At 63.9% G+C, this 26,001-nt stretch carries 25 protein-coding genes and 1 tRNA gene; 12 read left to right on the top strand and 14 right to left on the bottom strand.

All coding sequences use genetic code 11. From position 1 onward, the window contains the following. Positions 1 to 342 (top strand): SRPBCC domain-containing protein (locus V7P99_RS11235; RefSeq protein ID WP_333794909.1); only part of this gene is annotated, 342 nt, incomplete at its 5' end. A gap of 687 nt (positions 343 to 1,029) precedes the next feature. Here the strand turns inward: V7P99_RS11235 and V7P99_RS11230 are convergent. Next, entirely contained in the window at positions 1,030 to 1,407 is a 378-nt protein-coding gene (locus tag V7P99_RS11230; RefSeq protein WP_333794908.1) for a VOC family protein, read from the bottom strand. A 220-nt stretch (positions 1,408 to 1,627) separates the two neighbouring features. On the opposite strand from V7P99_RS11230, the gene V7P99_RS11225 reads away from it, so the two are divergent. The 3 genes from V7P99_RS11225 (at position 1,628) to V7P99_RS11215 (ending at position 3,547) form a co-directional block, all read left to right on the top strand. Further along, on the top strand, positions 1,628 to 2,161 hold the full coding sequence (locus V7P99_RS11225; protein ID WP_333794907.1) for a hypothetical protein: 534 nt from the start codon (positions 1,628 to 1,630) through the stop codon (positions 2,159 to 2,161). A 139-nt stretch (positions 2,162 to 2,300) separates the two neighbouring features. Next, a complete protein-coding gene (locus V7P99_RS11220) occupies positions 2,301 to 3,176 on the top strand; it encodes an MBL fold metallo-hydrolase (RefSeq protein WP_333794906.1) in 876 nt (291 codons plus the stop codon). A 173-nt stretch (positions 3,177 to 3,349) separates the two neighbouring features. Beyond that, positions 3,350 to 3,547: an HIG1 domain-containing protein gene (locus tag V7P99_RS11215; RefSeq protein WP_333794905.1), complete on the top strand. Its 198-nt coding sequence runs from the start codon at positions 3,350 to 3,352 to the stop codon at positions 3,545 to 3,547. Positions 3,548 to 4,214: 667 nt separating this feature from the next. Here the strand turns inward: V7P99_RS11215 and V7P99_RS11210 are convergent. Together V7P99_RS11210 and V7P99_RS11205 are read right to left on the bottom strand one after the other, a co-directional pair. Further along, a tRNA-Lys gene (locus V7P99_RS11210) sits at positions 4,215 to 4,290 on the bottom strand. A gap of 149 nt (positions 4,291 to 4,439) precedes the next feature. Then, on the bottom strand, positions 4,440 to 5,996 hold the full coding sequence (locus V7P99_RS11205) for a 2-isopropylmalate synthase (RefSeq protein ID WP_333794904.1): 1,557 nt from the start codon (positions 5,994 to 5,996) through the stop codon (positions 4,440 to 4,442). Between the two features lie 437 nt (positions 5,997 to 6,433). Here V7P99_RS11205 and V7P99_RS11200 point away from each other — a divergent pair, with 437 nt between their 5' ends. Continuing rightward, positions 6,434 to 6,934, top strand: a complete 501-nt coding sequence (locus V7P99_RS11200) for a VOC family protein (protein ID WP_333794903.1) — start codon at positions 6,434 to 6,436, stop codon at positions 6,932 to 6,934. 23 nt (positions 6,935 to 6,957) lie between these two features. On the opposite strand, the gene V7P99_RS11195 is transcribed toward V7P99_RS11200, so the two are convergent. Beyond that, a complete protein-coding gene (locus V7P99_RS11195) occupies positions 6,958 to 7,869 on the bottom strand; it encodes a PhzF family phenazine biosynthesis protein (protein ID WP_333794902.1) in 912 nt (303 codons plus the stop codon). Between the two features lie 87 nt (positions 7,870 to 7,956). Beyond that, positions 7,957 to 8,685 (bottom strand): NUDIX hydrolase, encoded by a 729-nt coding sequence (locus V7P99_RS11190; RefSeq protein ID WP_333794901.1) that lies wholly within the window; start codon positions 8,683 to 8,685, stop codon positions 7,957 to 7,959. Positions 8,686 to 8,872: 187 nt separating this feature from the next. Between V7P99_RS11190 and V7P99_RS11185 the strand changes: the two genes are divergently transcribed. Together V7P99_RS11185 and pqqA are read left to right on the top strand one after the other, a co-directional pair. Then, the gene (locus V7P99_RS11185; RefSeq protein WP_333794900.1) at positions 8,873 to 9,343 is read left to right on the top strand and encodes a MaoC family dehydratase; all 471 of its coding nucleotides are present in this window, start codon (positions 8,873 to 8,875) and stop codon (positions 9,341 to 9,343) included. A gap of 163 nt (positions 9,344 to 9,506) precedes the next feature. Next, the gene (gene pqqA / locus V7P99_RS11180) at positions 9,507 to 9,596 is read left to right on the top strand and encodes a pyrroloquinoline quinone precursor peptide PqqA (RefSeq protein ID WP_295555644.1); all 90 of its coding nucleotides are present in this window, start codon (positions 9,507 to 9,509) and stop codon (positions 9,594 to 9,596) included. Positions 9,597 to 10,232: 636 nt separating this feature from the next. Here the strand turns inward: pqqA and V7P99_RS11175 are convergent. The 3 genes from V7P99_RS11175 to V7P99_RS11165 all read right to left on the bottom strand — a co-directional run bounded on the left by V7P99_RS11175 (position 10,233) and on the right by V7P99_RS11165 (position 14,232). After that, complete coding sequence (locus V7P99_RS11175; protein WP_333794899.1) at positions 10,233 to 11,321, bottom strand: DUF1775 domain-containing protein; 1,089 nt, start codon at positions 11,319 to 11,321, stop codon at positions 10,233 to 10,235. Positions 11,322 to 11,530: 209 nt separating this feature from the next. Then, positions 11,531 to 13,765, bottom strand: coding sequence for a TonB-dependent receptor family protein (locus tag V7P99_RS11170; RefSeq protein WP_333794898.1), 2,235 nt, complete (start codon positions 13,763 to 13,765; stop codon positions 11,531 to 11,533). Between the two features lie 92 nt (positions 13,766 to 13,857). Then, positions 13,858 to 14,232, bottom strand: coding sequence for a DUF2946 family protein (locus tag V7P99_RS11165; protein WP_333794897.1), 375 nt, complete (start codon positions 14,230 to 14,232; stop codon positions 13,858 to 13,860). 289 nt (positions 14,233 to 14,521) lie between these two features. Here V7P99_RS11165 and V7P99_RS11160 point away from each other — a divergent pair, with 289 nt between their 5' ends. After that, entirely contained in the window at positions 14,522 to 15,271 is a 750-nt protein-coding gene (locus tag V7P99_RS11160; protein WP_333794896.1) for a DUF1194 domain-containing protein, read from the top strand. Between the two features lie 33 nt (positions 15,272 to 15,304). Here V7P99_RS11160 and V7P99_RS11155 read toward each other — a convergent pair whose 3' ends face one another. The 5 genes from V7P99_RS11155 to V7P99_RS11135 form a co-directional block, all read right to left on the bottom strand. Continuing rightward, positions 15,305 to 15,505: a hypothetical protein gene (locus V7P99_RS11155; protein ID WP_333794895.1), complete on the bottom strand. Its 201-nt coding sequence runs from the start codon at positions 15,503 to 15,505 to the stop codon at positions 15,305 to 15,307. Between the two features lie 81 nt (positions 15,506 to 15,586). Continuing rightward, a complete protein-coding gene (locus V7P99_RS11150) occupies positions 15,587 to 16,396 on the bottom strand; it encodes a formylmethanofuran dehydrogenase subunit C (RefSeq protein ID WP_333794894.1) in 810 nt (269 codons plus the stop codon). Then, complete coding sequence (gene fhcD, locus V7P99_RS11145) at positions 16,393 to 17,301, bottom strand: formylmethanofuran--tetrahydromethanopterin N-formyltransferase (protein WP_333794911.1); 909 nt, start codon at positions 17,299 to 17,301, stop codon at positions 16,393 to 16,395. Before fhcD ends, V7P99_RS11150 begins: the two co-directional genes overlap by 4 nt. Positions 17,302 to 17,303: 2 nt before the next feature. Continuing rightward, positions 17,304 to 18,992, bottom strand: a complete 1,689-nt coding sequence (locus V7P99_RS11140; protein WP_333794893.1) for a formylmethanofuran dehydrogenase subunit A — start codon at positions 18,990 to 18,992, stop codon at positions 17,304 to 17,306. A gap of 23 nt (positions 18,993 to 19,015) precedes the next feature. Next, positions 19,016 to 20,311, bottom strand: a complete 1,296-nt coding sequence (locus V7P99_RS11135; RefSeq protein WP_333794892.1) for a formylmethanofuran dehydrogenase — start codon at positions 20,309 to 20,311, stop codon at positions 19,016 to 19,018. 199 nt (positions 20,312 to 20,510) lie between these two features. Between V7P99_RS11135 and V7P99_RS11130 the strand changes: the two genes are divergently transcribed. The 4 genes from V7P99_RS11130 (at position 20,511) to V7P99_RS11115 (ending at position 23,398) form a co-directional block, all read left to right on the top strand. Continuing rightward, positions 20,511 to 21,035: an SRPBCC family protein gene (locus tag V7P99_RS11130; protein ID WP_333794891.1), complete on the top strand. Its 525-nt coding sequence runs from the start codon at positions 20,511 to 20,513 to the stop codon at positions 21,033 to 21,035. Positions 21,036 to 21,238: 203 nt separating this feature from the next. Continuing rightward, positions 21,239 to 22,177, top strand: a complete 939-nt coding sequence (locus tag V7P99_RS11125) for a YncE family protein (protein WP_333794890.1) — start codon at positions 21,239 to 21,241, stop codon at positions 22,175 to 22,177. A 166-nt stretch (positions 22,178 to 22,343) separates the two neighbouring features. After that, positions 22,344 to 23,027: a hypothetical protein gene (locus V7P99_RS11120; RefSeq protein WP_333794889.1), complete on the top strand. Its 684-nt coding sequence runs from the start codon at positions 22,344 to 22,346 to the stop codon at positions 23,025 to 23,027. Continuing rightward, on the top strand, positions 23,024 to 23,398 hold the full coding sequence (locus V7P99_RS11115) for a hypothetical protein (RefSeq protein ID WP_333794888.1): 375 nt from the start codon (positions 23,024 to 23,026) through the stop codon (positions 23,396 to 23,398). Before V7P99_RS11120 ends, V7P99_RS11115 begins: the two co-directional genes overlap by 4 nt. A gap of 282 nt (positions 23,399 to 23,680) precedes the next feature. Here V7P99_RS11115 and V7P99_RS11110 read toward each other — a convergent pair whose 3' ends face one another. Continuing rightward, on the bottom strand, positions 23,681 to 25,702 hold the full coding sequence (locus V7P99_RS11110) for a methyl-accepting chemotaxis protein (protein WP_333794887.1): 2,022 nt from the start codon (positions 25,700 to 25,702) through the stop codon (positions 23,681 to 23,683). Positions 25,703 to 26,001: the final 299 nt, after the last annotated feature.

Raw genomic sequence — 26,001 nt, 5'->3', positions numbered from 1 at the left:
GACATCAAGCAGTGGAACGCTGCGTCCGATGATTGGCATACGACGGCCGCGACCGTGGACCTGCGCGAAGGCGGCGCCTTCTCATCGCGGATGGAAGCCAAGGACGGCAGCATCGGTTTTGATTTCTCTGGAGTCTATACGAAGATCGAGACGCACAGGCTGATCGAATATGCATTCGGCGACCGGTCTGCCCGCGTTGACTTCATTCCCGTTCACGACGGCGTGCAGGTTCGCGTGACGTTCGAGGCAGAAGAGGAATGCCCGATCGAACAGCAGCGCGCCGGCTGGCAGGCCATACTCGACAGCTTCGCCCGGCATACAGGAACAGCTCGGGCGACATGACGACGACCCGCTCCAGGCCCCGACAGGCGAGCCCGGGCGGGCGGCCTGCTAGACCTTGGGAGCGGGCGTCGATGTCATCGTCGCGGGCCGTCCGTTCGCCACGCACAATCGCCGCGCTACGGGCAGAACCACACCGGTCCGATGATGATGCATCCGCGCTCGCGCCAGCGATGCGGGCGATGGCTATAGCGATGCCAGCCGCGCGGCGCGCGTCGGTAATGACGATGACCGCGGAAGCCTCGACGGTAGTGGCGATGATGGCGATAGTTCCGATGGCTTCTCCGGGCGACTTGCTCGACCTGGCTGGACGTCGCTTGCTGCGTCGTTACAGCGGTATTCGGAAGCGGGGCAGACCATGCCACGGAGCCCAGCAGCAGCGACGCAATCGCCGCGAGTGGAAGTGATCTTATCATCATTAAGGGTCCTTGTTGGGATTATGGTTCATCTTGCGGGCGTGATCTCCGTATGAAGACAACACGTGCGCCTCGCTCCTGTTCCACTGCCGACGTCGGTTGACGTCACGTTTTGCTTCGATGACGGAGAAAACGAGAGGTATTTTGCCGTTTGCCATGCAGCACGGCGCGATGACGGCCGCTGGCCTACAGGACCGGACATCACGTGAGACTGCTGCGAAGTGAAACCGGATATAGGGAGGCACATGAGTTCAGGCCCGAAAACGCACCTGTCCTATACCCGCGTCAGTAGCTCGAGGTTATGGCCATCCGGAGTACGGAAATAAAAACCACGGCCGCCTTCGTTGGCGTTGAGCTCTCCGATCCGCTTGTAGAAAGGATCCGCCGCGATCACGAGGCCGCGCGCCTTCACGCGCTCCAGAATCTGGTCGAACTCTTCGTCACTGACGTGAAACGCGTAATGGTGTGGCTCGAACTGATCGACGTCGTCGAAATCGAAATTGATCTCTCCGATGCTCACCACAGCAAATCTGCCTGGGGCGCTGCCCGGGTTTGTCCGGCCGACCGTCACACCGAAGATCTCGGCGAACAGCGCCGCTGCACTTTCCTTTTCCCGGGCTGGGACAATGGTATGATTCAAACGTATCGTCATGCCGGCGACATGATCCCTGATCCAAGCCGCCAAAGCAAGTATGCGGAATACTCCCGCGATCCGTGGCTTTTTCAGCGCGTAGTCTCGGCGCCCCCTGCAACGAACCTTCACGACGCAAGAGGATCGAACTTCTTTTTCGCGGGCAGCATGCCGATCAGATCGCGCGGCTGCCGGAACCATTGGCGCGCGAGATGGTTGCCGCCCATATCAGGAGGTTCCGATGCAGGCAGACACGCAGGTGGACTCGGCCGCCGTCAAAGAGATTTTAAGCGGCTGGCCCAAGGTCTCCAAAGAGGCGGCGACGACCACCATCAACAAATATGGGCTCCCCAACGAGGCATCCGCAAGCCGCCTGATCTGGCATAATAACGGGCCCTGGCGGCGCACCGTCATCTACGCCGAGGAGGTTCCTCACGAATTTCCAACGCCGCATCACGATGTGCTGGAGCAGTATATTCCCTACAAGGTGCCGGTCGAAAAGCTCGGGGAGCTTGCGGCTTTTGACGGCAGCGTTCTCATCGACCGCACCAAAGGCGAAATCTCAGCCCGTTGTGAAGGCGAGGAGGCCAATTTCCTCGCTTTGAATCTGGCGAACGAAATTGTCCAAGGGCACAAGAGCGTCGACGAAGCGCGGGATGCCTATGGCGACGCCATGAAGAAGATGCGGGGCGGAACACCTCCCGAAATCATGCAGAAACTGCTGTTTGACGTACCTTCCGGCGGAACCGGCGAGCCCGATCAGCCCATCATATGAGTTCACTTTCGCCGGCACTCACTGTTCGAAACCGTACAGCACCGGCGGGAAGCAAGTCGCCTCATGGAACAACCGCCCGGGCGCACCGTTCTTTGCTTCAGGTCGGAAATATCATTCAACACTGAGAACAGCGATCACCATGGCGCATCAGGTACCTGTTCCGAACGGCGCACTTGCGCCCCATCGAGATCCGCTGGATGGCACGGTCGAGCTGCTACCCGAGCTCGCCTACCTACGCTGCCTGCTCGCAAACGTGGTTTTCATCGGACCACCCGATGCGGGTGATCGAGGCTGGGTTCTGGTGGATGCCGGCGTCATGGGCTCCAAAGCGTTCATAGAACGCGCAGCCGCGCAGCGCTTCGGCAACGATGCCCCTCCAGCTTGCATCTTGCTCACGCACGGTCACTTCGATCACGTGGGCGTGCTCGAGAGCCTCGCGGCCGAATGGGACACGCCCATTTACGCGCACGTCTTGGAACATCCCTATCTCGATGGCTCAACGTCCTATCCTGACCCGGACCCGTCCGTCGGCGGCGGGCTCATGTCGAGGCTTTCCCGTTTCTACCCGACAAAGCCCGTTGACGTATCCGGCTGTCTGATGCCGCTTCCGGCGAATGGCGAGGTGCCGGATCTGCCGGGCTGGCGGTGGCTGCACACACCCGGACATTCGCCTGGCCACGTTTCGTTTTGGCGCGAAACTGACAGGACGCTGATCGTAGGAGATGCTTTCGTCACGACGCACGCTGAATCCGCCTACGCGACAGCGACGCAAGAGCCGGAAGTGCACGGTCCGCCAGCCTATTTCACGGTCAATTGGGAGGAAGCCCGCCAATCCGTCAGAGATCTCGCCGCGCTCGAACCCGCCTTGGTGGTTTCCGGCCATGGCCGCGCCATGGGCGGGCCCTTGATGCAGGCCGCTCTCCACGACCTCGCACGTGACTTCGACACGATCGCAAGACCTCCGCACGGCCGCTACGTGGAGCACCCAATGCACCACCCGCGGATGGGATCCTAGCCCCTGACGTGATAGATTTTAGGCGCCGTTACAGCTTCCATCGTTTGCAAAGTCTCAGTTCCAAACGCCACCCGGCCTCGCCTTCATCCACCGACACTTGGCAACGGAGTTTTCCTGCTTGGAACTTCTCAGCGGCAGCATGTTTATTCCTTAAGCAATTGGAGGCACGCGCAATGGGGAACCTGATCAGCTTTCTGATTGCCCTGTTGATCGTGCTCCTCGTGGGCACGCTCGCCATGCGTGCATGGAACGCCGCGTCCGGGGCAACGGACGATACGAGCCAAAAGGTGATGCGGTGGCGCGTCAGTCTGCAGCTTGCGGCAATCCTCGCTCTCGGCGCACTGTTTGCGCTGCATCATTATAGCTCGTGAAGACAACGCGATCGCTGCTGCGCGAGGACAGGGCAAAGCTGCGTATGACCCTCGCCCGCACCGACAACGAACCGGCTCTGCCATTTTGACGGCATCAGCATCAGGTTCGCCTTCAAGGATTGCTTGGTTCTTGATGGACCGGTGGCGTCGTGCTGGGCGTCTGCGTGGACGGCGGCGTTCCGGCAGGCGCGTTGGTAACGCTGTGCTCCGATCCGCGGTAGTATGAGTTGATCGCCGCAAGGATGGCCAGAACGACGACAACAGCGACGAACAGGATCCAATTCCGGGAGCTTGTAGGTCTGGGTTCGCGCCCGTTGCCCGGTTCTTCGCGCGGCCGGCGCGGCGTTCCATCATGAAGCGTCATCGGCATATCCTCCTTACTTCGGAAAACCCCTGTTCGGAGGAGGGGTTCCTGCCCAAGCGTGGCTCGAAAATCGGGGGATGGAGCGCGACGCAGCTCTCGCGCTTGGTAAGAGTGCTTCCGGAAAAGTGACAACCGGTTTTCCGAGAAGACGCACGATCAAACAAAAACTTAGAGCCGTTCCCCGTTTTCACTTTCGGAACGGCCCCAGGTGCCAAGAGCCGGAAACGGTGAGGAGCGTTCAGCCCGCCGCGGTCCGCAAGCTGCCTTGCGGATTAACAATCTCGTGTAAGCGATTGAAAATATTGGTGGGTGATGAAGGACTCGAACCTTCGACCCGCTGATTAAGAGTCAGCTGCTCTACCATCTGAGCTAATCACCCGTCGCCTCGAGGCCCGATGTCCGGGTCTCGTAAAGACGGAGAAGGGGCCCCGAACGAGTGCGCCAGGGCCCCAACGCGGTTCGTCTAACATCCACCAAACGCCTTGTCCAGCGGATATGAGCATCGAGGCCGCATCGGCCCCGGCTGCCCTACACCGCCTGCTCGGCCTTGGCTGTTTTCTGCCGCTTGAGCATCAGCTTGTTGAGGGCCGCGACGTAGGCCCGCGCCGACGCGACGAGGGTATCGGTATCGGCTCCGCGCCCGGTCACCACACGGCCATCCTCAGCAAGACGCACGGAAACCTCAGCCTGGGCATCGGTGCCCTCAGTGACGGCGTGCACCTGGTAAAGCTCGAGCTTGGCCGTGTGCGGCACCAGCCTCTGGATCGCTGCAAACGTGGCGTCCACCGGGCCGTTGCCGTTAGCGTGCACGGTCTGCTGGGCGCCGTCGACATCGAGTGTCAGCGTCGCCGACTGCGGGCCGCCGGTGCCGGCGATCACCTGCAGGGCAACCACCTTCATGCGGTCGTGCGCGTGCGCGATCTCCTCGTCGACGAGCGCCTCGATATCCTCGTCATAGACGTGCTTCTTGCGGTCCGCGAGCGCCTTGAAGCGGTTGAACGCATCCTCGAAGGCGTTCTCGCCCAGCACATAGCCGAGTTCGGCGAGCTTGCTGCGGAAGGCGTTCCGCCCCGAATGCTTGCCCATCACCAGCGACGTCTTGCCGACGCCGACCGATTCCGGCGTCATGATCTCGTAGGTCTGCTGATGCTTGAGGATGCCGTCCTGATGGATGCCGCTCTCGTGCGCGAAGGCGTTCCGTCCAACGATGGCCTTGTTGTACTGCACCGGGAAGTTGGTCACCGCCGAAACGAGCTTAGAAGCGCGTGCCAGCATCGTCGTGTCGATGCCGGTGCGGTAGGGCAGCGCGTCCGCACGCGTGCGGATCGCCATCACGATCTCTTCCAGCGCTGCGTTGCCGGCCCGCTCGCCGATGCCGTTGATCGTGCACTCGATCTGCCGTGCGCCGGCGCCGAGCGCCGCCAGCGAATTCGCAACCGCCAAGCCGAGATCGTTGTGGCAGTGGGTCGAGAACACGGCCTTGTCGGCGTTGGCCACCCGCTCGCGCACCATGCGGAACATGGCCGCATACTCCTCGGGCGTCGCGTAGCCGACGGTGTCAGGCAGGTTGATGGTGCTGGCGCCGGCCTTGATTGCTGCGTCCACACACTGGCAGAGATAGTCGATGCCGGTGCGGGTGGCGTCCATCGCGCTCCATTCGACGTTGTCGACAAGGTTGCGGGCGCGGGCGACCGTCGCGGTGATGATCTCGAGCACCTCGGCTTCCGTCTTGCGCATCTGGTGCGCGAGATGAATCGGCGAGGTGGAGACGAACGTGTGAATGCGCGGCCGCGCTGCGTGACGGACCGCCTCGCCTGCCCGGTCGATGTCGGCGTTGATGGCGCGCGCGAGCCCTGCGACGACCGCCTGCTTCACGCGCTTGGAAATGGCCGTCACGGCCTCGAAATCGCCTTCGGAGGCGATCGGGAAGCCGGCCTCGATGATGTCGACGCCCATGGCGTCGAGGCAGTCGGCGACCTCGAGCTTCTCCTCGAAGGTCATGGTCGCGCCGGGGCACTGCTCGCCGTCGCGCAGCGTGGTGTCGAAAATGACGACGCGGTCGCCGTCGGTGCCTGTGGTGGTCATAGACTTGTGTCCTTCCTCGGTGGCCGGGCAACCAGAACGGGGCCGGCGGACTCCTATCAGCGTGCGGTTAGCGATCCCCTGAGTACCTGCCCAGCCGCAAGCCGGGCCCCCGGTTCTCAGGGGCTGATAAGGAGGAGGGTCAGGAGGCCGGAGGCGCGCGACGCAACGCTGCCGGGCGCGGTGACGCCGGCCGGAAATACGTCGGAGCTGATGACCGTATGGCTCATGTCGAGCGGGTCTCGGATGCCTCTATCACGTTGACACTTACGCGAATCCACCACGGCGGCGCAAGAGGGTGCGGGATCTTTCCGCGCCCGCGCTACGTTCTCGAGAGGTTGCAAGATGGTGAACGGGTCCGCACGCGGCAGCTCTTACCGTTCCCGAACGTCCAGAGACTTCAATGATCTGAGGGCAAACAGCCAAGGAAGGAGCGCGCCATGGCCGCCAATCCGGGTGAGACGAAAAGATCGGGCGCAGACCCCTACATGCACACGGTAACTCCGCATCTGGTGTGTGCGGGAGCTGCAAAGGCCATCGATTTCTACAAAGACGCGTTCGGAGCCCAGGAGATGATGCGCCTCGAAGGGCCGGATGGGCGCTTGTGGCATGGAAGCATCCGTATCGGAGAGTCCCTCGTCATGCTCGCGGATGAGATGCCGGACTATGGCTCTCTCGGGCCCAAGGCGCTCAAGGGCACCACCGTAACCCTCCATCTCAATGTCCCGGACGTGGATGCCTTTGTCGCGCACGCCACGAAGGCGGGCGCAAAGATCATCATGCCCGTGGCGGACGCCTTCTGGGGCGACCGCTATGGACAGATCGAAGATCCCTTCGGCCACCGCTGGTCGGTGGCGACGCGCGTCAAAACCATGACGGAGGACGAGATCCGCGCCGCCATGCCGACGGATGCCGGCTGCGGCCCCGAAGCGGGCGGTTGACGCTTTTCGACGGAGGCCCCGTGCTATCGCTCCAGCGTTCCCTCGCACACACGAACAGCCGATCCGCCGATGCGAACGGTGGCGAGCTTGCCGCCGTTCACCATGAGCGTCAGGGCGATCCGGCTCGGGCGCCCCATCTCGTAGCCCTGCTCGAGGACCCGCTTATGGGTGCCATCCGGAAGACGGTCAAAGTGATGGATGATGCCTGCGAGGCCGATGGCGGCCGCTCCCGTTGCGGGATCCTCCGGAATGCCGACCTGAGGCGCAAACATGCGGGCGTGGAAGGATGCGCTCGTGTGCTCGCACTGGCGCGTGTAGAGGTAGACGCCGGAGATGCCCTGCTGCTCGAACGCGCGCTCCCAGTGCGGGCCGTTGATGCGCGCGCGGCCGATCGCCTCGAGCGAGGCCACCGGGACGAACGCGAACGTATGGCCGGCCGCGTAGCACAGGGGCGCATGGTTCTCGAAGCCGACTTCACTCGGGATGAGGCCGAGCCCGGAAGCGAGCACGTCGTGGGGCGGCAGCACGCCGGCCGCCTCCGGCAGCTTCGGTGCGTCGAACTCTGCGAATGCGGCAGAGGCGGCCCTCAGGCGTGCGCCGACGCGCACGGTGCCGATGCCCTGCTCCAGTACGATGAGCGCATCCTTCTCTCCATTGTGGGCCGTCGTGGTGAGCTCGGCCAGCAGGATCGCCGTGCCGATGGTGGGATGGCCGGCAAAGGCGATCTCGCTCTTCGGCGTGAAGATCCGTGCCTTGGCGGAATGGGCCGGGCGCTCTGACGCCTGCACGAAGACGGTCTCCGAAAGATTGAATTCCCTCGCAATCGCCTGCATCTCGGTGTCCGTCAGGTCATCGGCGCCGAGGACGACCGCAAGCGGATTGCCGCCGAAGCGGCGATCGGTGAACACATCGAGCGTGTAAAACTTGAGCGCCATGAAATCTCCCCCCGCGTTGACGCGCGCGCACTCTGCCTTATCGGCCTCAGCGCTCTAGAGCATTTTCCGTCCAAGCGCAGCACCGTCTCAGGCAAGGATCTTCAACTCGGCAAAGCGGCTGAGCAAGGCTTGCGCATAGGCCGGCATGGGCGCCGCGACCGGCTGCTCTCCAGGATCGACCAGCAGGACATCGGCAAGCTCACCCCCTGGATCGGAGGCGATATGCGCGCGCACGGCGTCGATCAGCGCGGCGCCGCCGAGCGAGGCGCGGTAGGGTACGGCAATCGAGAGAGACGGCCCCGCGATCGTGACCACATAGTCCCCCGCGCGTTCGAAGGCCGGGGCCGCGAGCCCCGTCTCCTCGAAGATCTCGCGGGCGACGCTGCCCTCAATATCGATCCGTCCGTCAGGCCGGACATCTCGGCCGTCGATGAACCCGCCCGGCGGATAGCAGAGGCCGCTGTTGAGGTTGCCGGCCCGCTGGCGGCCGAGCAGCATCCGGTCGTCGGACGAAAGGATGAGCCCCGACCCGAACGCATCCATGACCGTTTGGTCAGCGTGGCCGGTTTCACGCCAGTAGAGGAAACTCTTGAACTCGGCGGGGATGAAGCGGCCGGACAGGACGCCGCCATCCAAGGAAAATTCCGTCAGAAGGTGGATGACGCCGTTGAAGAACGCCGGATTTTCGCGCGTGCGCGCCTGCCAGCGGGCATCGATTTCCGCTTTGTTGCGCTCGGCGAACGGCCAGCCCCCCTCGACGACGCGCAGATCGAGGCCGGAGACGGCAAACACCCGCGTTTCGTCAAAGCTCCACAAGACAGCCTCCCCATCGGTTCGCGCGCGCCGATCCAGCGCTGTTCCCAGCGCTCTCAGAACAATGGCATAAGCTGCGCCCCACGGGCGCCGTTGAACAAAAGACGCCGCGCGGCGCTATGTCTCCTCGCGACGGCGTTCGCGCAGGGCTTCAACTCAGCGGAGCCAACGTAGCATCCATGAGCCCACAATGAATTATTCCGCCCGTGACACGCGCCTGTATTTCGAGGATTTGACTGTAGGCCTGCGTGTACGAACCGCCTCCCTGCGGCTGGATGCCGAGGCGATCAAAACGTTCGCGGCGGAGTTCGATCCGCAGCCCTTCCACCTGGACGAGATAGCGGGTGCGAGGTCGCTTTTCGGCGGGCTCGTGGCGAGCGGCTGGCATACGGCTGCCCTCACCATGCGTCTACTGGTCACCAGCGGCTTGCCGATTGCGGGCGGTGTGATTGGCGCGGGCGGCGAGCTTTCCTGGCCTCGTCCCACCCGCCCCGGCGACGAACTGACGGTGATCTGCGAGGTGGTTGGAGCGCGGACGTCGCGATCCCGCCCTGATCGCGGCACCGTCACCGTGCGCACCGAGACGCAGAACCAGGCAGGCGAAGTGGTTCAGGTCATGACGGCGCAACTCATCGTTCCGCGACGCCCCGCAGCGCCCTGACGGCTTACGCTTCGGCGCTGCAGCAAGCGTTACACCATAGCATCAGTGCTACTTATAACGAGCCGCGGAAAATACGATTGGCTGCGCAGGTCGCTATCGCGGTACGTTTTGTCGCACAACTCAGGCGGATGAGAAAATCCGCTTCCAGCCCAAGGAGACCACAATGAAGACCTGGATGAAGCCTGCGGTTCGTGAGCAGGAAGTCGGCCTCGAGGTCACGTCCTATCTGCCGGCTGAGATCGACCTCGTCTAAGTCGATCACGCAGCACGTGGAATAATAGCGGCGGTCGCAATGCGGCCGCCGTTTTTTCTTACCGCAGTGCGGGACCGCAGGCAGAGTGACGGAGTTGTGAAGAACAAATCACAAATTTGCCTTTGCCTCGTATCGTCCGGGGGTATCTACTGACGGCCGAACGGGGATGACGGATGGAACGCGCAAACCGCTGAAGCGAGATGAGGGAACAAGCGTCAGGCACTGTCGTTAATGCCTGGCAACTGAGCAGATGAAGCGCAACGGAGTAGTCGCCTCATGGACACCTCAGCAGCTCCTTCCAAAACACCGCCTCCCTCTACCGTCACATATCTTCGCCGCAAGGATCGTACGAGCGAACAGCCGCCGATCCGCTATCCTTGGACGGAAGAGCTCGAGCGCCGGCGCAGAGCCGTCGCCCGCTGGCGGGGAAACGACTCCGGCCTCAAAGAAACGATGATGCGTGAATGACGCAGAGAGCCGTACGTGGCTGACCCGATAGGGTCGCCCGCCTCGGCTCCATCCGAGACACGGATACGAGCGGCGCTGATCGACGATCAGGCCGCTCGTATCTTTTGTGCCGAACGATGCTCAATCGCAGGCCCCCTCGCAAGCGAAGCGCAGGGAGTCGGCAAACCTTCAATGATGATCGTGGCCGGTGTCGTGGTCATGGTCGTGGTTGTCGTGATGGCCGCCCTCGCCACTGCTGCCAAGGCTGCGCACAGGCAGCGCCACCTCGCCCGTGGCACCGCTCTTGAAGGTGAGCTTCACCGTCACCGTGCCGCCTTCGACGAGGCGCTCCTTGAGATCCATGAACATGAGGTGCATGCCGCCGGGCTTCAGCTCGATGCTGCCACCGGCGGGAATCGCTATGCCGTCGGCGAGACGGCGCATACGCATCACGCCATCGGTCATGGTCATGTCGTGGATCTCGCCGCGCCCGGCGACGGACGTCTCGACGCTCACCAGCGTATCAGGCTGGCTGCCCGTGTTGCGGATGGTGAGATAGCCGGCCCCTACCTTGGCGCCTTCCGCAGTAGCGCGCGTCCAGGCGCTTTCCACCGCGAGCGCGCCGATCGTTGCCACGCCGCCGGCTGCATCAGCGGCCTTGGCGCCAGCGTGCTCGTGGCTGCTGCCATGCTCGTGGCTATCGACGCCATGCGCATCCGAATGCCCGTGCCCGTGCCCGGCTTCGTGCCCCTCCTCGCTGTTGGCCGCAATCCGCAACACGGCGGCCGGCGCTTTGAGATCGTGAGGATCGACTCCCGGCTCGGGCACCTCCACCCATCTCTCCTCGCCTTTCGCGCACGCCTGGACGACCTTGAAATAGAGCTTCGATCCGGGATCAAGCTCGCGGGCCAGGAAGCCAGCGGCGACGAACTCGTCATAGTAATCGTCGGGCAGGTCGCCGCCCGACCACTCGATCTCCTTCACGCCCTCTGCGATCGGGCCGTGATAGTACGCATACGACTGCGCGTAGGGGCCGCGCACGGTCTTGATCGTCCAGCCCGCCTTGGGCATCGGCTTGGCCCCGATGAAGCCTTCGGGCATTGCGACACGCACGGCCTGCGTCGGCGATCCGCTGCATCCGTGCGGAATCTTGAGCACGGCCTTGTAGGACTGGCCGCGGGGCGCCTCGGCACGCTCGAGGGTGACATGGGCCGAGGCTGGCAGCGCCGAGAGGGCCCAAAGAGCCGTGCAGATCGAAAGAGTGCGATTGAATGTCATGACAGGCTTCCGAGTTGATGGATGGGATGGAGGATGGATCGAGAGTCTTGGCGAGCCGAGGGCGGCGCAGACGCGGCTCTTGCCAGCATCATCGACACGCGGTTCCGACGGAGAGGGGTGGATGGCGCCAGGAGACGCCATCCACACACACGCAATTGGCGCCGCGACAAGTCGGGAGCTAGGCGCGGGACGCCGATGGCGCATGTTGCTCACCATTTCACCTGCACGCCGCCGTAGACGGCGCGGCCGGTGCCGGGCTCGAAGAGCATCGCGTCGGCGCCGCTGACGTTCGTGGCGATGCTGGTGCTCGCAATATAGGTTTCGTCCGAGAGGTTGCGTCCCTCGAGATAGGCCGTGACTGGGCCGCCGTCGTCATAGCCGATCCTCGCGCCCCAGATGGCGTAGGCGTCGGTCTTGAAGGTATTGGCGCTGTCGACGTAATAGGCCTCCGGCACCCATTCGACGTTGGGGCCGAAATAGACGCCGCTCGGATGCTTGTAGAGCAGCTCCGCGCGCAGGAAATGCCGAGGCGCGCCCGGCAATTCGTTGTCGCCCCAGAGCGCATCGCCGTCGTAGCGGAAGTCGTTCAGCGTATACGCAGCCTGGAGCCAGAGCTTGTCCGGCACGGAGCCGTCTGCGAGCAGCGATTTCAGGACCGTTGCACCGAAGCCGAGCTCCAGGCCCTGGTGGATCGTCGCGTCGGCGTTTCCGACTTGGCATGTGGTCGGGTTGGCGGCGGTCGTGAAGCACAACAGCTCGTTGTCGATATTGGCGCGGTAAAGAGAGACGTCCCATCGGAAATCGTCCGTGCCTCCCCGCGTTCCTATTTCGTACGTCGTCGCGCGCTGTGCCTTGATCTCGGTGAAGGGAATGGACTGCGCCATCACGCTTTCACCGAAGCTCGGCACCTCGGCGCTGCGCGAGATGTTGCCGAACACCTGCCAGGTGCGCGTCACGTCCCAAACGAGGCCGCCTTTCGGGCTCCAAAGGTTGAACTCGGTATCGCCGCTCGTGGCCCCCGTGTGCGCGACCCGCTCACGCGTCGCATGCAGGAACTGCGTGCCGGCGACCAGCGCCAGATCGGGCCGGAGGTAGAAATGGTTCTCGATATAGGCGCTGAAATTGCGGGCCGTATCGTCGGCATCGACGAGGAGATCGCCCTTCTCTCCACCGACGTTCTCATACTGACGCGTATCGATAGTGCCGTAATGCAGGTTCACGCCGGCAATCAGCCGGTTGGCGAAGCTGCCGAGGCGGCGCTCATCCGTCACGCGCGCAAAGCCGCCATAGTCGTCGTAGCGGTAATCGAGCCACTGGAAGATGGGATGCATCAGGTGGCGGTCGACGTTGAACGCGCCGAGCTCGAGCGTCGTTCCGGGCGTGACGCGGATCGCCGTTCTGTTGGCGATGCGGAATGTTTCGATGTTGCGCTGCTGGTCGTTGGTGATGTTTCCGGGATTGGCAGCTTCCGGCGTCGTCAGGGCTGTGTGCTTGGTCACGCTGCCGGGGATGCGCTGATCGACATCGTTGGCATTGATGTAGAACCGCGTCTCGATGTTCTCCGTAAGCCGATAGCCGACGTTCATGGCTCCGCGCACGCTCTCGCCGTCGCTGTGCTCGCGGAAGCCGTCCGCCTCCTGCCATGTTCCGGCAATGAAGTAATCGGCCGCGCCATGAACGCCGCCCGAACTGGCCGAAAGCTTGCGCAAGCCGAAGCTGCCGAGATCGACACGGGCGCCGAAGAGATGGGAATCGTAGCCTGTCGGCATCACGAAGTTGATGGCACCGCCAAGCGCGTTGGCGCCGAAGCGCATGGCATTGGCGCCTTTGTAGACCTCGATGTAGCGATAGACGGTGGGGTCGATCTCCTGGAAATCGCCGTAGCCGTCGGCCGTATTGATCGGGATGCCGTCCATGTAGAGCTGGATGCCGCGCAGGTGGAAGTTGCGCGAGAGCCCCGAGCCGCGAATCGAGAGCCGCGTGTCCTCGCCCCATTTCGGTTGCACGAACACACCGGGCACGTAGCCAAGCGCGTCCTTGAGCGTCACGGCCGGCGTCGAGGCTTTGTAAGCCGTATCAGGCACGACCTCGGCGGCGCCGGGTATCCGCGCGATCTCGGCTGCGGCTTCGGCAGTCGTCGGCACGGAAAGACTTCCCGAACGCGAACCGGGGCTTGGGGAAGCCGCAAGCTCATCGGTGAAGGCCGGTGCGCTTTGCGGCGCGGGACTCCCGGCAGCAGGCTCCGCTTTTGCCTTGGGCTTCGGTTTCGGAGCAGCAGTCGTGGTGACGGTAACCTCAGGGAGTTCGGTGACGGTGTCCTGGGCCATCACGGCGCCGGGCAGCGCTGTTGTAGACGTGAGCAGGATTGCGGCGAGATGGCCGCGCGTACGCCGGGGCGTGCGCGGTAGCCGGGACGAGTCCTTCGGCGGGAATTGCGGTGACATGGCGATAGATGTCCGTGTTGAGCCTGTAGCGGGCGGCCCACGTGCTTCCGGTTCGGGAACGCAACGCAAGGCCACGCATGAAAAACGCTAGTTCAGATCAACGTGGACGGGGGGCCGCGCGCGGACGCGGCTCCGGGTTTGGGCGTTTCGGCGAAAAGCGCGGCGGCCAGCGTGTAGGTGACTGCGGCGTACTGAGCCTCACTTGCGAGGCTCTGCGGAGCCGCGTCGGCAAGCGCGGCGGTGCCGCCCGATGCGAACGGACAAAGCGTGCCGTCGGCGTGGCTCGGCTTCGGAGACGGACCCGTGTCGTCGAGATCGAGCGTTGCGAGCTGAAGCCCGGCGCTGGTGCAGATGACGATCTCGAAGGCACCTTCGGGCGCCGCCTGCACCATATAGCCCGCGGGAAGCAGGCTGCGCAGGGCGAGCACCACAAGCAGCATCACATTGATGTACGAGCGCGTGCGCACGGGCAGCCTCAGAACATCCGCCAGGATCAAATCCGAGCGGACGGTAGGCGTCCGCGCCCCGCTTGGCAACACCTCCTGTGATTTCCGGCCGGCCGCACAATCGAAGGAAAAACGAAATCCGTTCCCCGATTTCGCGAAACATCAAACAGGTTGGTACGTCTACGCACGGTGAAGAGCGTGCTCGAACGGCAACAGATGGAGCGCTCGTAGGTTCCCGAGGCTCTGGCGGGCTCGTCTAAGAAGGCTATGATGGCTGCGAGATGATCGAAAGCAAATTGCGAGCGACCAAATGAAACACTGCGCGTCGGCTGCCGTATGGGGCTGGCTCGTGGCCGCGATTGCGGCGGCGATCTGCATACCCCTCTCCGCGTTCGGCCAACCCGCTCCTCCGGCTGTTGAGGTGGACACGGCGCTCGTCATTTCCGTCGACGTCTCCAATTCCGTCGACGACTATCGCTACCGCTTGCAGATGGAGGGCATCGCCAAGGCCTTCGAGGACCCGGAGGTTTTGAAGGCGATCCTCAGCGGGCCGCGCGGCGGCATCCTCGTCTCCATGGTCACCTGGGCGGACAAACCACGGCTGGCGATTCCCTGGCAGCACATCGCGAGTGTGACGGACGCTGCCGAGGTGGCGGCGAAGGTGCGTTCGCTGCCGCGCCAGACCGGCGAGTTCACCTGCGTCTCCGCTATGCTGCGCTCGATCTCGGACAAGGTGGTACCGCAGATCCCGGGCCATGCGCTCCGCATCGTCATCGATGTCTCGGGTGACGGCAGCGAGAACTGCAATCCCACGGAGCCGCCGGGCGCCGTGCGCGACGAACTGGCGGCTTCCGGCGTGATCATCAACGGGCTTCCGATCCTCGAAGGCGAAGAAGGCACGACGCTCGAGACGTGGTACCGTGAGAACGTGATCGGCGGTCCGGGCGCCTTCATCATTCCGGCGAATGGCTTCGAGGACTTCGGCCGCGCCATCCGCCAGAAGTTCATGATCGAGATCAGCGGGCAGCCCGCACCGGTGAAAGAGGCGCGCCGCCGCTGACGTGGCGCGTATCTCAGGCGAAACCCGCCAACCTCACGTATCGTTCAGCGATGACGATACGCACCTCCAGCGGCGCACTTGCCACTGAGGGTGCTCCTCCGTCCATTGCGCAAAATATGGCGGCGCCGCCATGGCGCAGTGCCGTGTGTCAGCGGCCGAATCGAGCGGGATCCTGAAATCCCGGCAATAGCCCGGATTGGTGACCAGGCAGGCCGAAAGGATAATGCTGAGCATGGCCGGAATCCTTATCGGCGGGCGTTCGAGCGCCCGCTCATGCTGTAGATAAGGGATCTCCGGGCGCTTTTCACGCGTCCCTTACGCGGTCAGCAGGATCTCGCCCTTGCCGATGGTCGCCTGGTCGCCCGCGAGCTTACGCACGCTGGCAGGCAGCGCCTTGGGAGCCAGCGGGCCGAGCACGTCGGCGATGTAGCGCGAGAGAATGCGCAGGATTACCGGATCGACGCGCCCGCAGTCGAGGAACGTCGGCAGCAGCTCGTCGACGGACGGCCCGATCAGCGTGCCGCGGCGGAGCAGCGGGCCCGGGTGCGGACCGAAACCCGCTTCCGTCCACAGCGTGCCGCCGACCATGCGCGAGCCAGCCGCGCGGCCGAACTTGCCTTTCGCCACGACAACGCCCCGCCGCATGCGCTCGCCTGCCCGCTCGCCGACACTGCCGTCAACGAGCACCGTGCCGCCTAACATGCCGAACTTGTCGCCCGGACGGGCGCCGCCGAGAAAGTCTCCCGCCGAGCCCTTGACGTGAATGATGCCGCCCTTCGCATTCGAGGCGAGATACGCACCGGCGTCACCGCCGATGTCGAGACGCCCGCCGGTCATGCCGCGTCCGGCATGGTTGCCGACCGCGCCCTCGATCGTGATGCTGCCGCTATCGAGACCTGCGCCGACATAGTCGAAGTAGGACGAGCCGCCCGAGATGGCGACCGCATCGCCCGGTGCGCCAGCGACGGCGAACACATCGCCGACACGCGGTGCGCGCGGCCCTTCAGCGAGCGGAAGAGCCTCGATCTCGCGCACGGAGAGCGACGCGAGCTTGCTCGGAATGAGCCCACTGAGATCGACGGCGTGGACCGGAGCGGCCCGCAGGGTGAAGCTCAGCGTGCTCATGGCAGCAGGTCCTTCAGGTAATAGTGGTGCTGGCCGAGCTTGCCGCCGTAGTTACCGGCGGAGACTCGCGTGACGCCCTTGGCGGCGCCGTTTTCGATGAGCGACTTGAGACCCGCCCGCATGGCGTCCGCGACGGCCCGAGACGTGAGACCGTCGATGACGATCTCGAGCACGGCGATCGTGTCTGGGCTGCACTCCGTCTTCACCGCGCCCTTGAGCGTCGGACAGAATGCATCGTTCGTGGAAGCGATGGCACCCTTGTACTTCGAACCCACCTTGGAGCCCGAACGCACGATGCCGCCCGGGAAGGGCGTGATCACGTCGTCCACCTTGGCGATGGCCGCAACGGCCGCTTCGGTGGCCTCGAGCAGTCCGGCGCGGTCGCGGCCGAGCACGAGCAGGTTGCCGCCGCCGACCGCGTCCGTGGTGACTCCGACGGTGTCCTCGATCACGAACTCGCCGTCCATGACGGGCACGCGCCAGAAGCGGCGATCGCCAAGCTTCTTCGCAGTCTGCCAGCCGTCGCCGAAGAAGCGCGGCCCGGCGGCGAGCGCCATACGGTTCGAGCTGGCAAGGCCGTTGTAGCAGGCTGAGCCCGGGCTGGTCAGCACGCACTGGCCGACGCGGTTGACGAGCTGAGGCTGAAGGGCATCGGGCGAGAAGCCGAACATAAGCACGCGCACGCCGGGCCGTCCGTCCGGCGTCTCGTCGGGCGACAGCTCCCGGTCGATGCCGCACTCGGCGCCGCAGCCGATCACCGAGGTGCCGAACCCGGTCATGACCTCGGCCGAGATGCGGGCCCATTTCAGCGTGTCGGCGGTGATCACGAGGCCGAGCCCGCTCATGCCGAACGCCTCGGCGAATGTGTCGTCGATGACGACGCCGTTGATGGTCTTGGCGCTCATGATCAGGAGGTCCTCGGTCCGCATGGCTGAACGATCACGCAGCCGCATTCACCGCCGGTATGGCCGCAGTTGCTGTCCACGATCTCCTGGTCGGAGAGGCGGAAGTTATCGAGCTTCATCGTGTGGTAGTTGTCGAAATACTCGCGCAGCGACTTCTCGATCCCCGGATCGTAGTCCGGCCTTGCGACATGCGTCGCGCCGGCCACCACCTTCACCACCTGGCCGTTCTTCACGATCATCTCGCCGTTCTTGAACACGAACAGCGGTGTCGAGAACATGGCCTCGCGGTCCCCATTGTTCTCATAGACGGTGATGTCGGCCGTGGCGCCGGCGCCCAGATGGCCGCGATCCGCCAAGCCGAGGCTCCTCGCCGGCCCGGCGCGCGTCATGATGGCGATCTCGTAGAGCGAATACTCGCGGTCGAGCGATTTCAGGATGGTCGCTGCCTGGGCCGCCGGGTGCAGCTTCTCCAGCATCTCATTGCGGAAGGTGCGATCCATCAGTAGCCGGATGAGGTGCGGGTAGAAGTAGAACGGCGCGCCGTTCGGATGGTCGGTCGTAAGGAAGATGCGCCACGGGTCGTTGACGAGCAGGAACAGCTCGAGGCCGATCGCCCACTGCAGCGCATTGACGTAGCTCTTGTCGCGGTACTTCATCGGCACCACGCCGCAGCCGTTGTCGCACTCGATGTCCATCACCACCCACTTCTTGGGGTCGGCGGACTTCGTGTTGCCGTACTGGCGCATGCTGTCGCCGGAAGCCGTGCACGTCTGGCCGAACAGGATCTGGCCGATGTCGATCGAGACGTTGGAGTGCTCGTTCAGGAGTTCCGCGATCTGTGGCGCGCCGGAGGAGAACTTCATGTCTCCCTCGGTGCCGTAGCTGTGAAACTGAATGTGGGTGAGGTGCATCGGCAGGCCCTCGGCGGCGCGGATCGTGGCCAGCGTCGAGTGCATGCTGCCGGGTACGCCGAGGTTGCAGCCGTGGATATGGATCGGATGCGGAACGCCGAGTTCCTTCATGCCGCGTGCGAGCGTCAGGATGATGTCGCGCGGCGTGAGGCCGTAGAACTCATGCCTCTCGTCGAGATCGAGCTGGCGCTGGTTGAACTTGAAGGCGCTGATGCCGCCCGGGTTCACGATCTTGACGGCGAGCGCCTGAGACGCGTGCATGGTCCAGGCGATGTAGTCCTTGATGAAGGAGAAGTCGCGCTTCTCGGCGAGCGCGCGAAGGAAGAAATCGTCGTTGCCGAGCATCACGAACGCGCCCTTGTCGATCATGGGCGTATCGCCCATCTCGAGGTGGGCCTGGCGTGCGTTGGCAGGCAGCATGGCGGGCTCGAACGCCGCCGTATATCCCATCTCCGCGTAGCGATAGCCGGTGGTCATCGTGGAGGGCACGGCGTGCCCGCAGCCGGAGCGCAGGAGATCGGTGCGCGCCACCTCGTGCCCCTGATGATCCTCCGGCAGCAGCATGCGCCCGATGGTGACCTTGCCGCCGCCGATGTGGCTGTGCGGATCGATGGCTCCCGCCATCACGACGCGCCCGTTGAGCGCATACTCCTGGTCGACCCGCGTGCCGGGTGGCGGCGCCGGGACGATGCGCCCGTCCTTCGCATAGATATCCCGAACTTCGCCGTTGACCCCATGCATGGGGTCGTACACGGTTCCGCCGGTGAACTTGATCAGCATAGTCGTGTGTCCTCGAGACGGGCTTAAAGGGCAAGTTCTATGGCGGCGAGGATGTCGGCCGCCTTGGGCAGGCTCGACCGTCCGAGATCGCGGAGCGGCAGCGAGACGACGTTGTCGACCCGGATGATGCGCCCTGCGTGATCCGCGCCGGGCGTGCCGATCGGAATGAACACTGCCGGCGGACTGGCGAGCTTGATGCCCGGCGTTCCGAGCACGACGGCCGGGATGCTCGTCTCCGGCGGCGCAAGGTCCGGCGTGAACGAGGCAACCCAGACCAGAAGATCGCCGTCGCCGTTGGCGAGCATGCGCGGGATGGCATAGCGCAGGACATCGTAATCGGGCTTGCCACTCGCGAACGACACGCGCAGCGGATATCCGCTCTGCCAGGACGCGACGGCGGCGGCCGAGATCGAGCCTTCGTTGCCGCCGAGCGCAAGGCCGGCTGCACGGCCGGTGACGTTCAGGTCCTTGACCAGATCGGAAATGGTGCTGACGACAAGGTCGGCGTTCGGGAAGTCGAGGCTGGGCGGCGCCCAGACGAAGACCGGATAGGAGGCCTTGCGGCAGCGCTCGGCGAGATCCTTGATGTCGGCGGCGGGTACGCCGGCCACGCTCTCCTGAGCAACGGGAACGCCCCGGATTTCGGAAGCCAGCGCGCTCACGACCTCCCCTACGCGGTCGAGGTCCGACTCAAGCGTGATAACCTCGCCGATCCGCGGGCCCTTCACTCCGGACTGATCCAGCCCCTTGCCAATGAACACGACGGTGCGCTGCGGCGGCGTTTCCGTGAGCAGCGACTGCTCGACATTGACGATGCGCTCGAAGAAGCGCGGGTGCAGCTTCTGGACGTCGGTACCGACGACGATGATGACGTCGGCGCGGTTGCGCGCTTCCGTCAGCGTCGTCATGACCCAGCCGCGGGTCTGCAGCACGCGGAAATTCCGGTACTGTCCTTCCGAGAGCGCGTGATCGACGACGCCGCCGGATTTGTCCGCGAGCGCCATCACCGCCCGCGCCCCGTCGACGTCGGTGCCGAGGCCGCCGTAGAGCGGCAGCGTGGACTTGCGGATAAGATCGGCGGCCGCTTTGATGGCGGTTGCGAGATCTACGTCGCGCCCGTCGACCTGAGGCTTGGCCCCGTCGACCTTGCGCTCGAAGCCAGCGACTGCCTTCGCGCAGCCATTCTTCGTGACCTTGAGCCCGCTCTCGTCGCGGGCCATCTCGAGATCATCGCAGACGAGGCCGCAAAAGGGACAGGCGACATCGGTGATCGCATTGGACTTGGGCGGCTCGCCCGGACCTTGGTCCCGTTTCGTCATAGTGGAAGATCTCGCGATTTGATTTGGCGCGGAACAAAAGCATGGACGGACCGGCAAAACAACATCGGATAATGCCGCGGCTGTATGTGGCCGATGCATACGTCGTTGCGCGGCTTTCCAACCTTCTTTATCGTCCGCCGCCGGTCCGAGACCGGCCCCATACGGAGCTTGCCGAGGACGGAAACCCGGAGGACCACTGATGGTTAGAGCATTCACTTGGCTGCTGGCAACCGTAGCGCTCGTTTCCTCGGCTATGGCTCACGGCCCCACGCGCCAGAAAGTGACCGAGAGTGTCGAGATCGCGGCCCTTGCCGATAAGGTATGGGCTATCGTCGGAAACTTCCAGGACATGAGCTGGCATCCGGCGTTCATCAAAACCGAGGGCAAGGGCGGCAACGAGGTCGGCGCAACCCGTACGCTGACCGTCGAAGGCGGCGGCCAGATCTTCGAGCAGCTCACCAAGTACAATGCCGAAGGCCGGACGCTTTCCTACGAGATCACCGAGGTCGACGTTAAGGTCGTGCCGGTCACGAACTATTCGTCGCACATCACGGTGACGCCGGACGGCGATAAGTCGAAGGTGGAATGGCGCGGCGCATTCTATCGGGGCTATGCCAACAACGACCCGCCTCCCGAGCTTTCCGACGAGGCGGCGGTCAAGGCCATCACCGACGTCTATCAGACCGGCCTCGCAGCCCTGAAGAAGAAGCTGGAAGGCGGCTGATGTCCGCGGCGCGAGGGGCGATCGCGCGGGCTTGGTGCTCCCTCTCGTGGGGGTGGCCCAGGAAACGCAGGCTCCGGGACGTCGACAATCATAAAAATTCCCTTAGCCGTTCGCCTGTCACACAAACCGGGGCGGCGGCGCAGTGGACCCTCGCATTCCCAGCTCTCGACCGAGGGCACCGCAGCGGGCCGCTCGCCTTCGCCGTGATCGTTTTGGCGGCAGCAGCGCTTCCCTCCCCTGTACCGGCGGCCGGACCGAAGGCGGCACGCGAAGCCTTCGTCACCAATCAAGCCGGAGATTCGCTCTCCATCGTCGACCTCGGAGCGACGGCCCCCGTCCTGGAAATCACGATCGGCGGCAAGCCGGCCGGCATCGCCATGGCCCCGGAGGGCCGGCACGCCTATCTTACGGCGCCCGACGGCCGGGAGCTGATCGTCATCGATGCCGATGCGCGGCGTATTACGTCCCGCATCGCGGTCGGCGAGGGCCCGCTCGGCGTCGCGGCCCATCCAACCGACGGGCGTGTCTTCGTCGCCGATTGGTATGCACACACCCTGTTCGCCGTGGATACCGCCGCCGGAAAGGTGATCGGGAGCGTTCCCGTCGGCCGCTCGCCCTCAGGCGTCGCCGTGACGGGAGACGGCACCCGCATCCTCACCGCCGACCGCGACAGCAACCAGGTGTCCGTGATCGATGCCGCCACGTTCACACGGATCGGCACCATCGGCGTCGGAGAGCGCCCGTTCGGCGTCACCGTCGATCGCGAGGGGCACCGCGCCTATACGGCCAACGTCGCCAGCAACGACGTGAGCGTGATCGATCTCGGGGCCGGCAAGGTTGTCGGCACAATCAAGGTCGGACGGCGTCCTTATGCGGTGGCGCTCGCCGGCGGCCGGGGCTTCGTCACCAACCAGTACGCCGGCACGGTCAGCGTGTTCGACCTCGAGAGCTTGGCCATCATCGAGACCGTCGATGTCGGCGGATACCCTGAGGGTATCGAGGCCGATCCGTCCGGCGGTGCCGTCTATGTCGCCTGCTGGGAGGCCAACACCCTGGAGCGTATCGATACGGGGACCCTCGAGGTCACGGCGCGCATTCCCGTCGGCGATGGCCCACGCGCCTTTGGCCGGTTCCTCAGATAGCGCGCTCCGATGCGCAGCGCGGCGGCGGCGGCGAGAGGTCCGCAGCCCACGTCGGCCTGCCTTGCCGAGAATTCATATTGAGGAGATTGCCGGAAGGCGGCGCAAGGGGTTAGAAGATTTCCCGAGAAAAGCGGCCAGAATGGCACCCCAAGGAGGAAAACGAGTCATGTTGAGCTTCATTCGCGCGTCGATCGCCGTCGGCCTCATGCTGCTGCCGGCCGCAGCCAGCGCTGCCGGTGAGCGTGAGGCGGCGCCGATTCTCTTCGAGAGCCGCCAGCTCGATCTGATCGGCAAGGGCGAGGAGGTCACCTATCATTTCGAGCGCAAGGGCTCGGACGAGCGCCTCCTCGGCAAAAACTATGCGGACGACATCCGCCTCGGCGTCTCCAAGGTTAACGGCAACGGTGAGCGCGATATCGTCTTCAAGGTCTTCTCGGGCGACCAAGCCCGCGACCCGCAAAACTGGTCGGAGCTCACCATCAACCCGCTGTTCATCTGGTATCTCGACCGCGCCGTCGCCACATTCAACTCGCTGGCCGGTGGCAACCAGATGTATCTCAAGCACAAAATTCGCGAGGCGCTCGGCAAGGCAACCGCCGAAGAAATCACAATCGACTACGACGGGCGCACCGTGAACGCATACAAGGTCATCGTGGCGCCCTTCGCCGACGACCGCAGCGCCGCCAAGATGCAGGGGTTCCACAAGGCCAGCTTCACGATCATCGTTAGCGACCAGGTGCCGGGCTATTTCGCCGAGCTCCTGGCCGATTTCGTGAGCACCAACGCCGCCGGCCCGGAGCTCCGGGAAAAGGTCAAGGTCGTCGGCATGGCAGGAGCAAAATCGCAATGAGCAGGCTGACAAAGGTTCTCGTGGCGGCAGGCTTGGCCGTCACGCTCGCGGGCGCGCAGGCGCTCGGCGACGACTGCACGAATAAGGATGGGACCCTGGTCAACGACTATCCCACCAACGTGCGCGGCGACTACATCTACGGCTGCATGATGGTCAACGGGCAAACGCGCGAGGTTCTCGACAGGTGCGCCTGCTCGATCGACATCATCGCTTCCGTGCTGCCCTATCAGGCCTATGAGGAGGCCGAGACCATTATGTCGGTGCGCCAGCGTGGCGGCGAGAGCGTGGCCTACATGTACGCGCCCGCGATGCAGGAGAAGGTGCGCAACCTCAAGCGGGCCCAGGTTGAAGGCGAGCTCCGCTGCTTCTGACGCCCTTCTTGCAGCGCCTTGCTGGGATCGGCATCCACGGCCGTTCCGTTTGCGAAGCGGTGCTTCGGGCCGCCTGGATTGGCGTGTCCTTGCGCTTCTAAATGCAAAAAGCCCCGGCAGAGACGGCCGGGGCTTTTCTTTGCGTGACTTTCGTTAGAGCGGAAAACCGGTTCCCACTTTTCTAGGAAGCACTCAAAAATATCTTTCTCGAGAGAAGCGAATTCACGTTCCCGATGCGAGCCGCCTTCGGCAAGACGCCTCGCATCTCGGACCATCCCGCTCTTACGCGGCACGCACGCTCGAAAGGAAAGTTTCGACCTCTTCGTAAAGGTGGTGGCTTTCGCCCGCGAGCTGGCGCGCCGACGCGAGGACCTGCGAGGAGGCCGCGCCGGTATGCGACGCCCCCTTGCTCACGTCCGTGATGCTGCACGCAACCTCGGACGTTCCCTTCGCCGCTTCGGTGACATTCCGGCTGATTTCCTTGGTCGTCGTGTCCTGCTGCTCGACAGCCGCAGCGATGGCCGTGGAAATATCGGAGATCTGGCGGATGGTCGATGCAATCTCCCGGATGGCCTCCACCGCCTCGGTGGTTGCGGTCTGCATACCGGCAATCTGCGTGGAGATTTCATGCGTGGCCTTGGAGGTCTGCTCCGCCAGCGCCTTCACCTCTTGGGCCACGACTGCGAACCCTTTGCCGGCATCACCTGCGCGGGCCGCCTCGATCGTCGCGTTCAAGGCCAGAAGGTTGGTCTGCCCCGCAATCGTGCTGATTAGGCCGACCACGTCGCCGATGCGCTCGGCGGACTGGGACAGAACAGTCACCTGCTCGTTGGTACGCACCGCTTGGTCGACGGCAACGCCGGCGATCTTGCTGCTTTCGTGCACCTGACGGCTGATCTCGGAGACCGTGGCCGCAAGCTGTTCTGAGGCTGCCGCAACGCCCGCCACGTTCGCGGACGTCTGCTCCGAGGCGGCAGCCGCCCCGCCAGAAAGCTGCTGGGTGGCCTCCGCGGTTTTCGTCAGCGTCCCTGCGGCTTCCTCGAGCTGCGAAGCGGCCGAGGACACGGTCCCGACGATGCCGCCGACGGCCTGCTGGAAGCTATCCGCCAGACGGCGCATCTCGGCCTTGCGCTCTTCCGCGAGTACGGCTTCCCGGCTGGCCTTCTCCTCGGCCTCGAGGCGCGCTTTCTCCTGCAGGCTATCGCGCAGACGGAGGACCGCCTTGCCGATGCTTCCGATCTCATCAGAGCGCTCGGATCCCGGCACCGCGGTTTCCAGATCGCCGGCGGCCATCTTGTCGAACGCGACCGTCAATGCCGCGAGCGGCCGGCCGACCAGTGTCTTGAGAGCGAAGAACACCAGGCCCGATAGGATGAGAATGCAGACCGCGGAGAGCGCGTACATGCTTCCACGCGTCTGGGAGATCGTCGCGTCGAGCGTCGTCAGCGGCACCGCTACGACGAGCGCCCAGGTGTCAGCCGTATTGCCGGCCGCAATCGGCGTGGCGAGAAAGCGCCATTTCTGGCCGTCAACCGCCGTGTCGGTGATCGAGGCCGCGCTTTTCTGCTCGATGGCCTGAGCGGCAGCCCGCCCAGCGACTGGATAGAAATCTCCGAGCTTCTTGCCAACGGCCGCCGCATCGGGGTGCGTGACAGCCACGCCCTCGCTCGAGACCAGCGACACGTAGCCGGTGCCGAACGGTTTGATCTCCTGCATCGCGACGTTGATGTCGTCCAAGCTGAAATCGACGCCAGCAACGCCCACCATCTTGCCGTTGACCTTGATGGGCACGCTGAAGGACGCGACGAGCGTATCCTTGCCGTCGATGGGATAGACATAAGGCTCGATGGCGACGGAGCGGCCGTGCTTCATCGGCATGATGTAATAATTGCCGATGCCGTCCTTATCGTAATCCGCGAGAGCTTCACGGATGAGCTTGCCGCCGGGGCGGTTCCAATAGGGAAGAAAGCGGCCCGTTGCATCGTGGCCCGCACTATTCACGAACTCGAAGTCGCGCCCGTCAAATGCATTCGGCTCCCAGCCGGACCAGATACCGAGAAGATCGGTATTCTTGACCAGAAGATCCTTCAGCATTTCGGAGAAACCGGTGCGGTCGGTCGCGCCATGTGTTTTCAGCGTCGCGCTGATGGTGGCGATATCCTCCGCGATCCGGGCTGCGAGATCGAGCTTGCGGCTCGTATCCAGCGCCTGGCGGTAGGCAATATTATCCTGGATCTCCGTATTCTGGCGATCAATGACATCGCTTGCGCTTTGGGCCAGGAAATAGGTCCCGATCCCAAACACGGAAACGACTGCGAAAGCGGCAATAAGGGCGATTTTAAGTGGGAGCGAATGCATGTGCATGGCGAGGACCGACGGTTCACCTAGAGGAAAACTTGTTCACAGGCTAATAAGACGGGCAAATGCTTAAAAATGAGATTCATTTGGCAGGCGGAAGACCTTCATCCGCATAAAAAAAACGATCGACCTGCGGAGGGCTCACCATCGAGCCCTCAACGCCGACATGTTGCATCAGAAACCGTTAGTGATAATTTTTAACCGCAATCAACTTGCAATTGAACCGCGAAGCACGTGCTTAAGCC

Source organism: Hyphomicrobium sp. (genome assembly GCF_036780825.1).
In the GTDB taxonomy this organism is placed as follows: Bacteria; Pseudomonadota; Alphaproteobacteria; order Rhizobiales; family Hyphomicrobiaceae; genus Hyphomicrobium_C.
The sequence above is the reverse complement of the archived record's forward strand: the minus strand, read 5'-3'. Positions and strand labels throughout refer to the sequence as shown.

What these genes read in the sequence shown, in the direction of transcription:
- V7P99_RS11230 (WP_333794908.1), bottom strand. Translation starts at nt 1,407, where the DNA reads ATGACGATACGTTTGAATCATACCATTGTCCCAGCCCGGGAAAAGGAA.
- V7P99_RS11225 (WP_333794907.1), top strand. Translation starts at nt 1,628, where the DNA reads ATGCAGGCAGACACGCAGGTGGACTCGGCCGCCGTCAAAGAGATTTTA.
- V7P99_RS11220 (WP_333794906.1), top strand. Translation starts at nt 2,301, where the DNA reads ATGGCGCATCAGGTACCTGTTCCGAACGGCGCACTTGCGCCCCATCGA.
- V7P99_RS11215 (WP_333794905.1), top strand. Translation starts at nt 3,350, where the DNA reads ATGGGGAACCTGATCAGCTTTCTGATTGCCCTGTTGATCGTGCTCCTC.
- V7P99_RS11205 (WP_333794904.1), bottom strand. Translation starts at nt 5,996, where the DNA reads ATGACCACCACAGGCACCGACGGCGACCGCGTCGTCATTTTCGACACC.
- V7P99_RS11200 (WP_333794903.1), top strand. Translation starts at nt 6,434, where the DNA reads ATGGCCGCCAATCCGGGTGAGACGAAAAGATCGGGCGCAGACCCCTAC.
- V7P99_RS11195 (WP_333794902.1), bottom strand. Translation starts at nt 7,869, where the DNA reads ATGGCGCTCAAGTTTTACACGCTCGATGTGTTCACCGATCGCCGCTTC.
- V7P99_RS11185 (WP_333794900.1), top strand. Translation starts at nt 8,873, where the DNA reads ATGAATTATTCCGCCCGTGACACGCGCCTGTATTTCGAGGATTTGACT.
- pqqA (WP_295555644.1), top strand. Translation starts at nt 9,507, where the DNA reads ATGAAGACCTGGATGAAGCCTGCGGTTCGTGAGCAGGAAGTCGGCCTC.
- V7P99_RS11175 (WP_333794899.1), bottom strand. Translation starts at nt 11,321, where the DNA reads ATGACATTCAATCGCACTCTTTCGATCTGCACGGCTCTTTGGGCCCTC.
- V7P99_RS11170 (WP_333794898.1), bottom strand. Translation starts at nt 13,765, where the DNA reads ATGTCACCGCAATTCCCGCCGAAGGACTCGTCCCGGCTACCGCGCACG.
- V7P99_RS11160 (WP_333794896.1), top strand. Translation starts at nt 14,522, where the DNA reads ATGAAACACTGCGCGTCGGCTGCCGTATGGGGCTGGCTCGTGGCCGCG.
- V7P99_RS11155 (WP_333794895.1), bottom strand. Translation starts at nt 15,505, where the DNA reads ATGCTCAGCATTATCCTTTCGGCCTGCCTGGTCACCAATCCGGGCTAT.
- V7P99_RS11150 (WP_333794894.1), bottom strand. Translation starts at nt 16,396, where the DNA reads ATGAGCACGCTGAGCTTCACCCTGCGGGCCGCTCCGGTCCACGCCGTC.
- fhcD (WP_333794911.1), bottom strand. Translation starts at nt 17,301, where the DNA reads ATGAGCGCCAAGACCATCAACGGCGTCGTCATCGACGACACATTCGCC.
- V7P99_RS11140 (WP_333794893.1), bottom strand. Translation starts at nt 18,992, where the DNA reads ATGCTGATCAAGTTCACCGGCGGAACCGTGTACGACCCCATGCATGGG.
- V7P99_RS11135 (WP_333794892.1), bottom strand. Translation starts at nt 20,311, where the DNA reads ATGACGAAACGGGACCAAGGTCCGGGCGAGCCGCCCAAGTCCAATGCG.
- V7P99_RS11130 (WP_333794891.1), top strand. Translation starts at nt 20,511, where the DNA reads ATGGTTAGAGCATTCACTTGGCTGCTGGCAACCGTAGCGCTCGTTTCC.
- V7P99_RS11120 (WP_333794889.1), top strand. Translation starts at nt 22,344, where the DNA reads ATGTTGAGCTTCATTCGCGCGTCGATCGCCGTCGGCCTCATGCTGCTG.
- V7P99_RS11115 (WP_333794888.1), top strand. Translation starts at nt 23,024, where the DNA reads ATGAGCAGGCTGACAAAGGTTCTCGTGGCGGCAGGCTTGGCCGTCACG.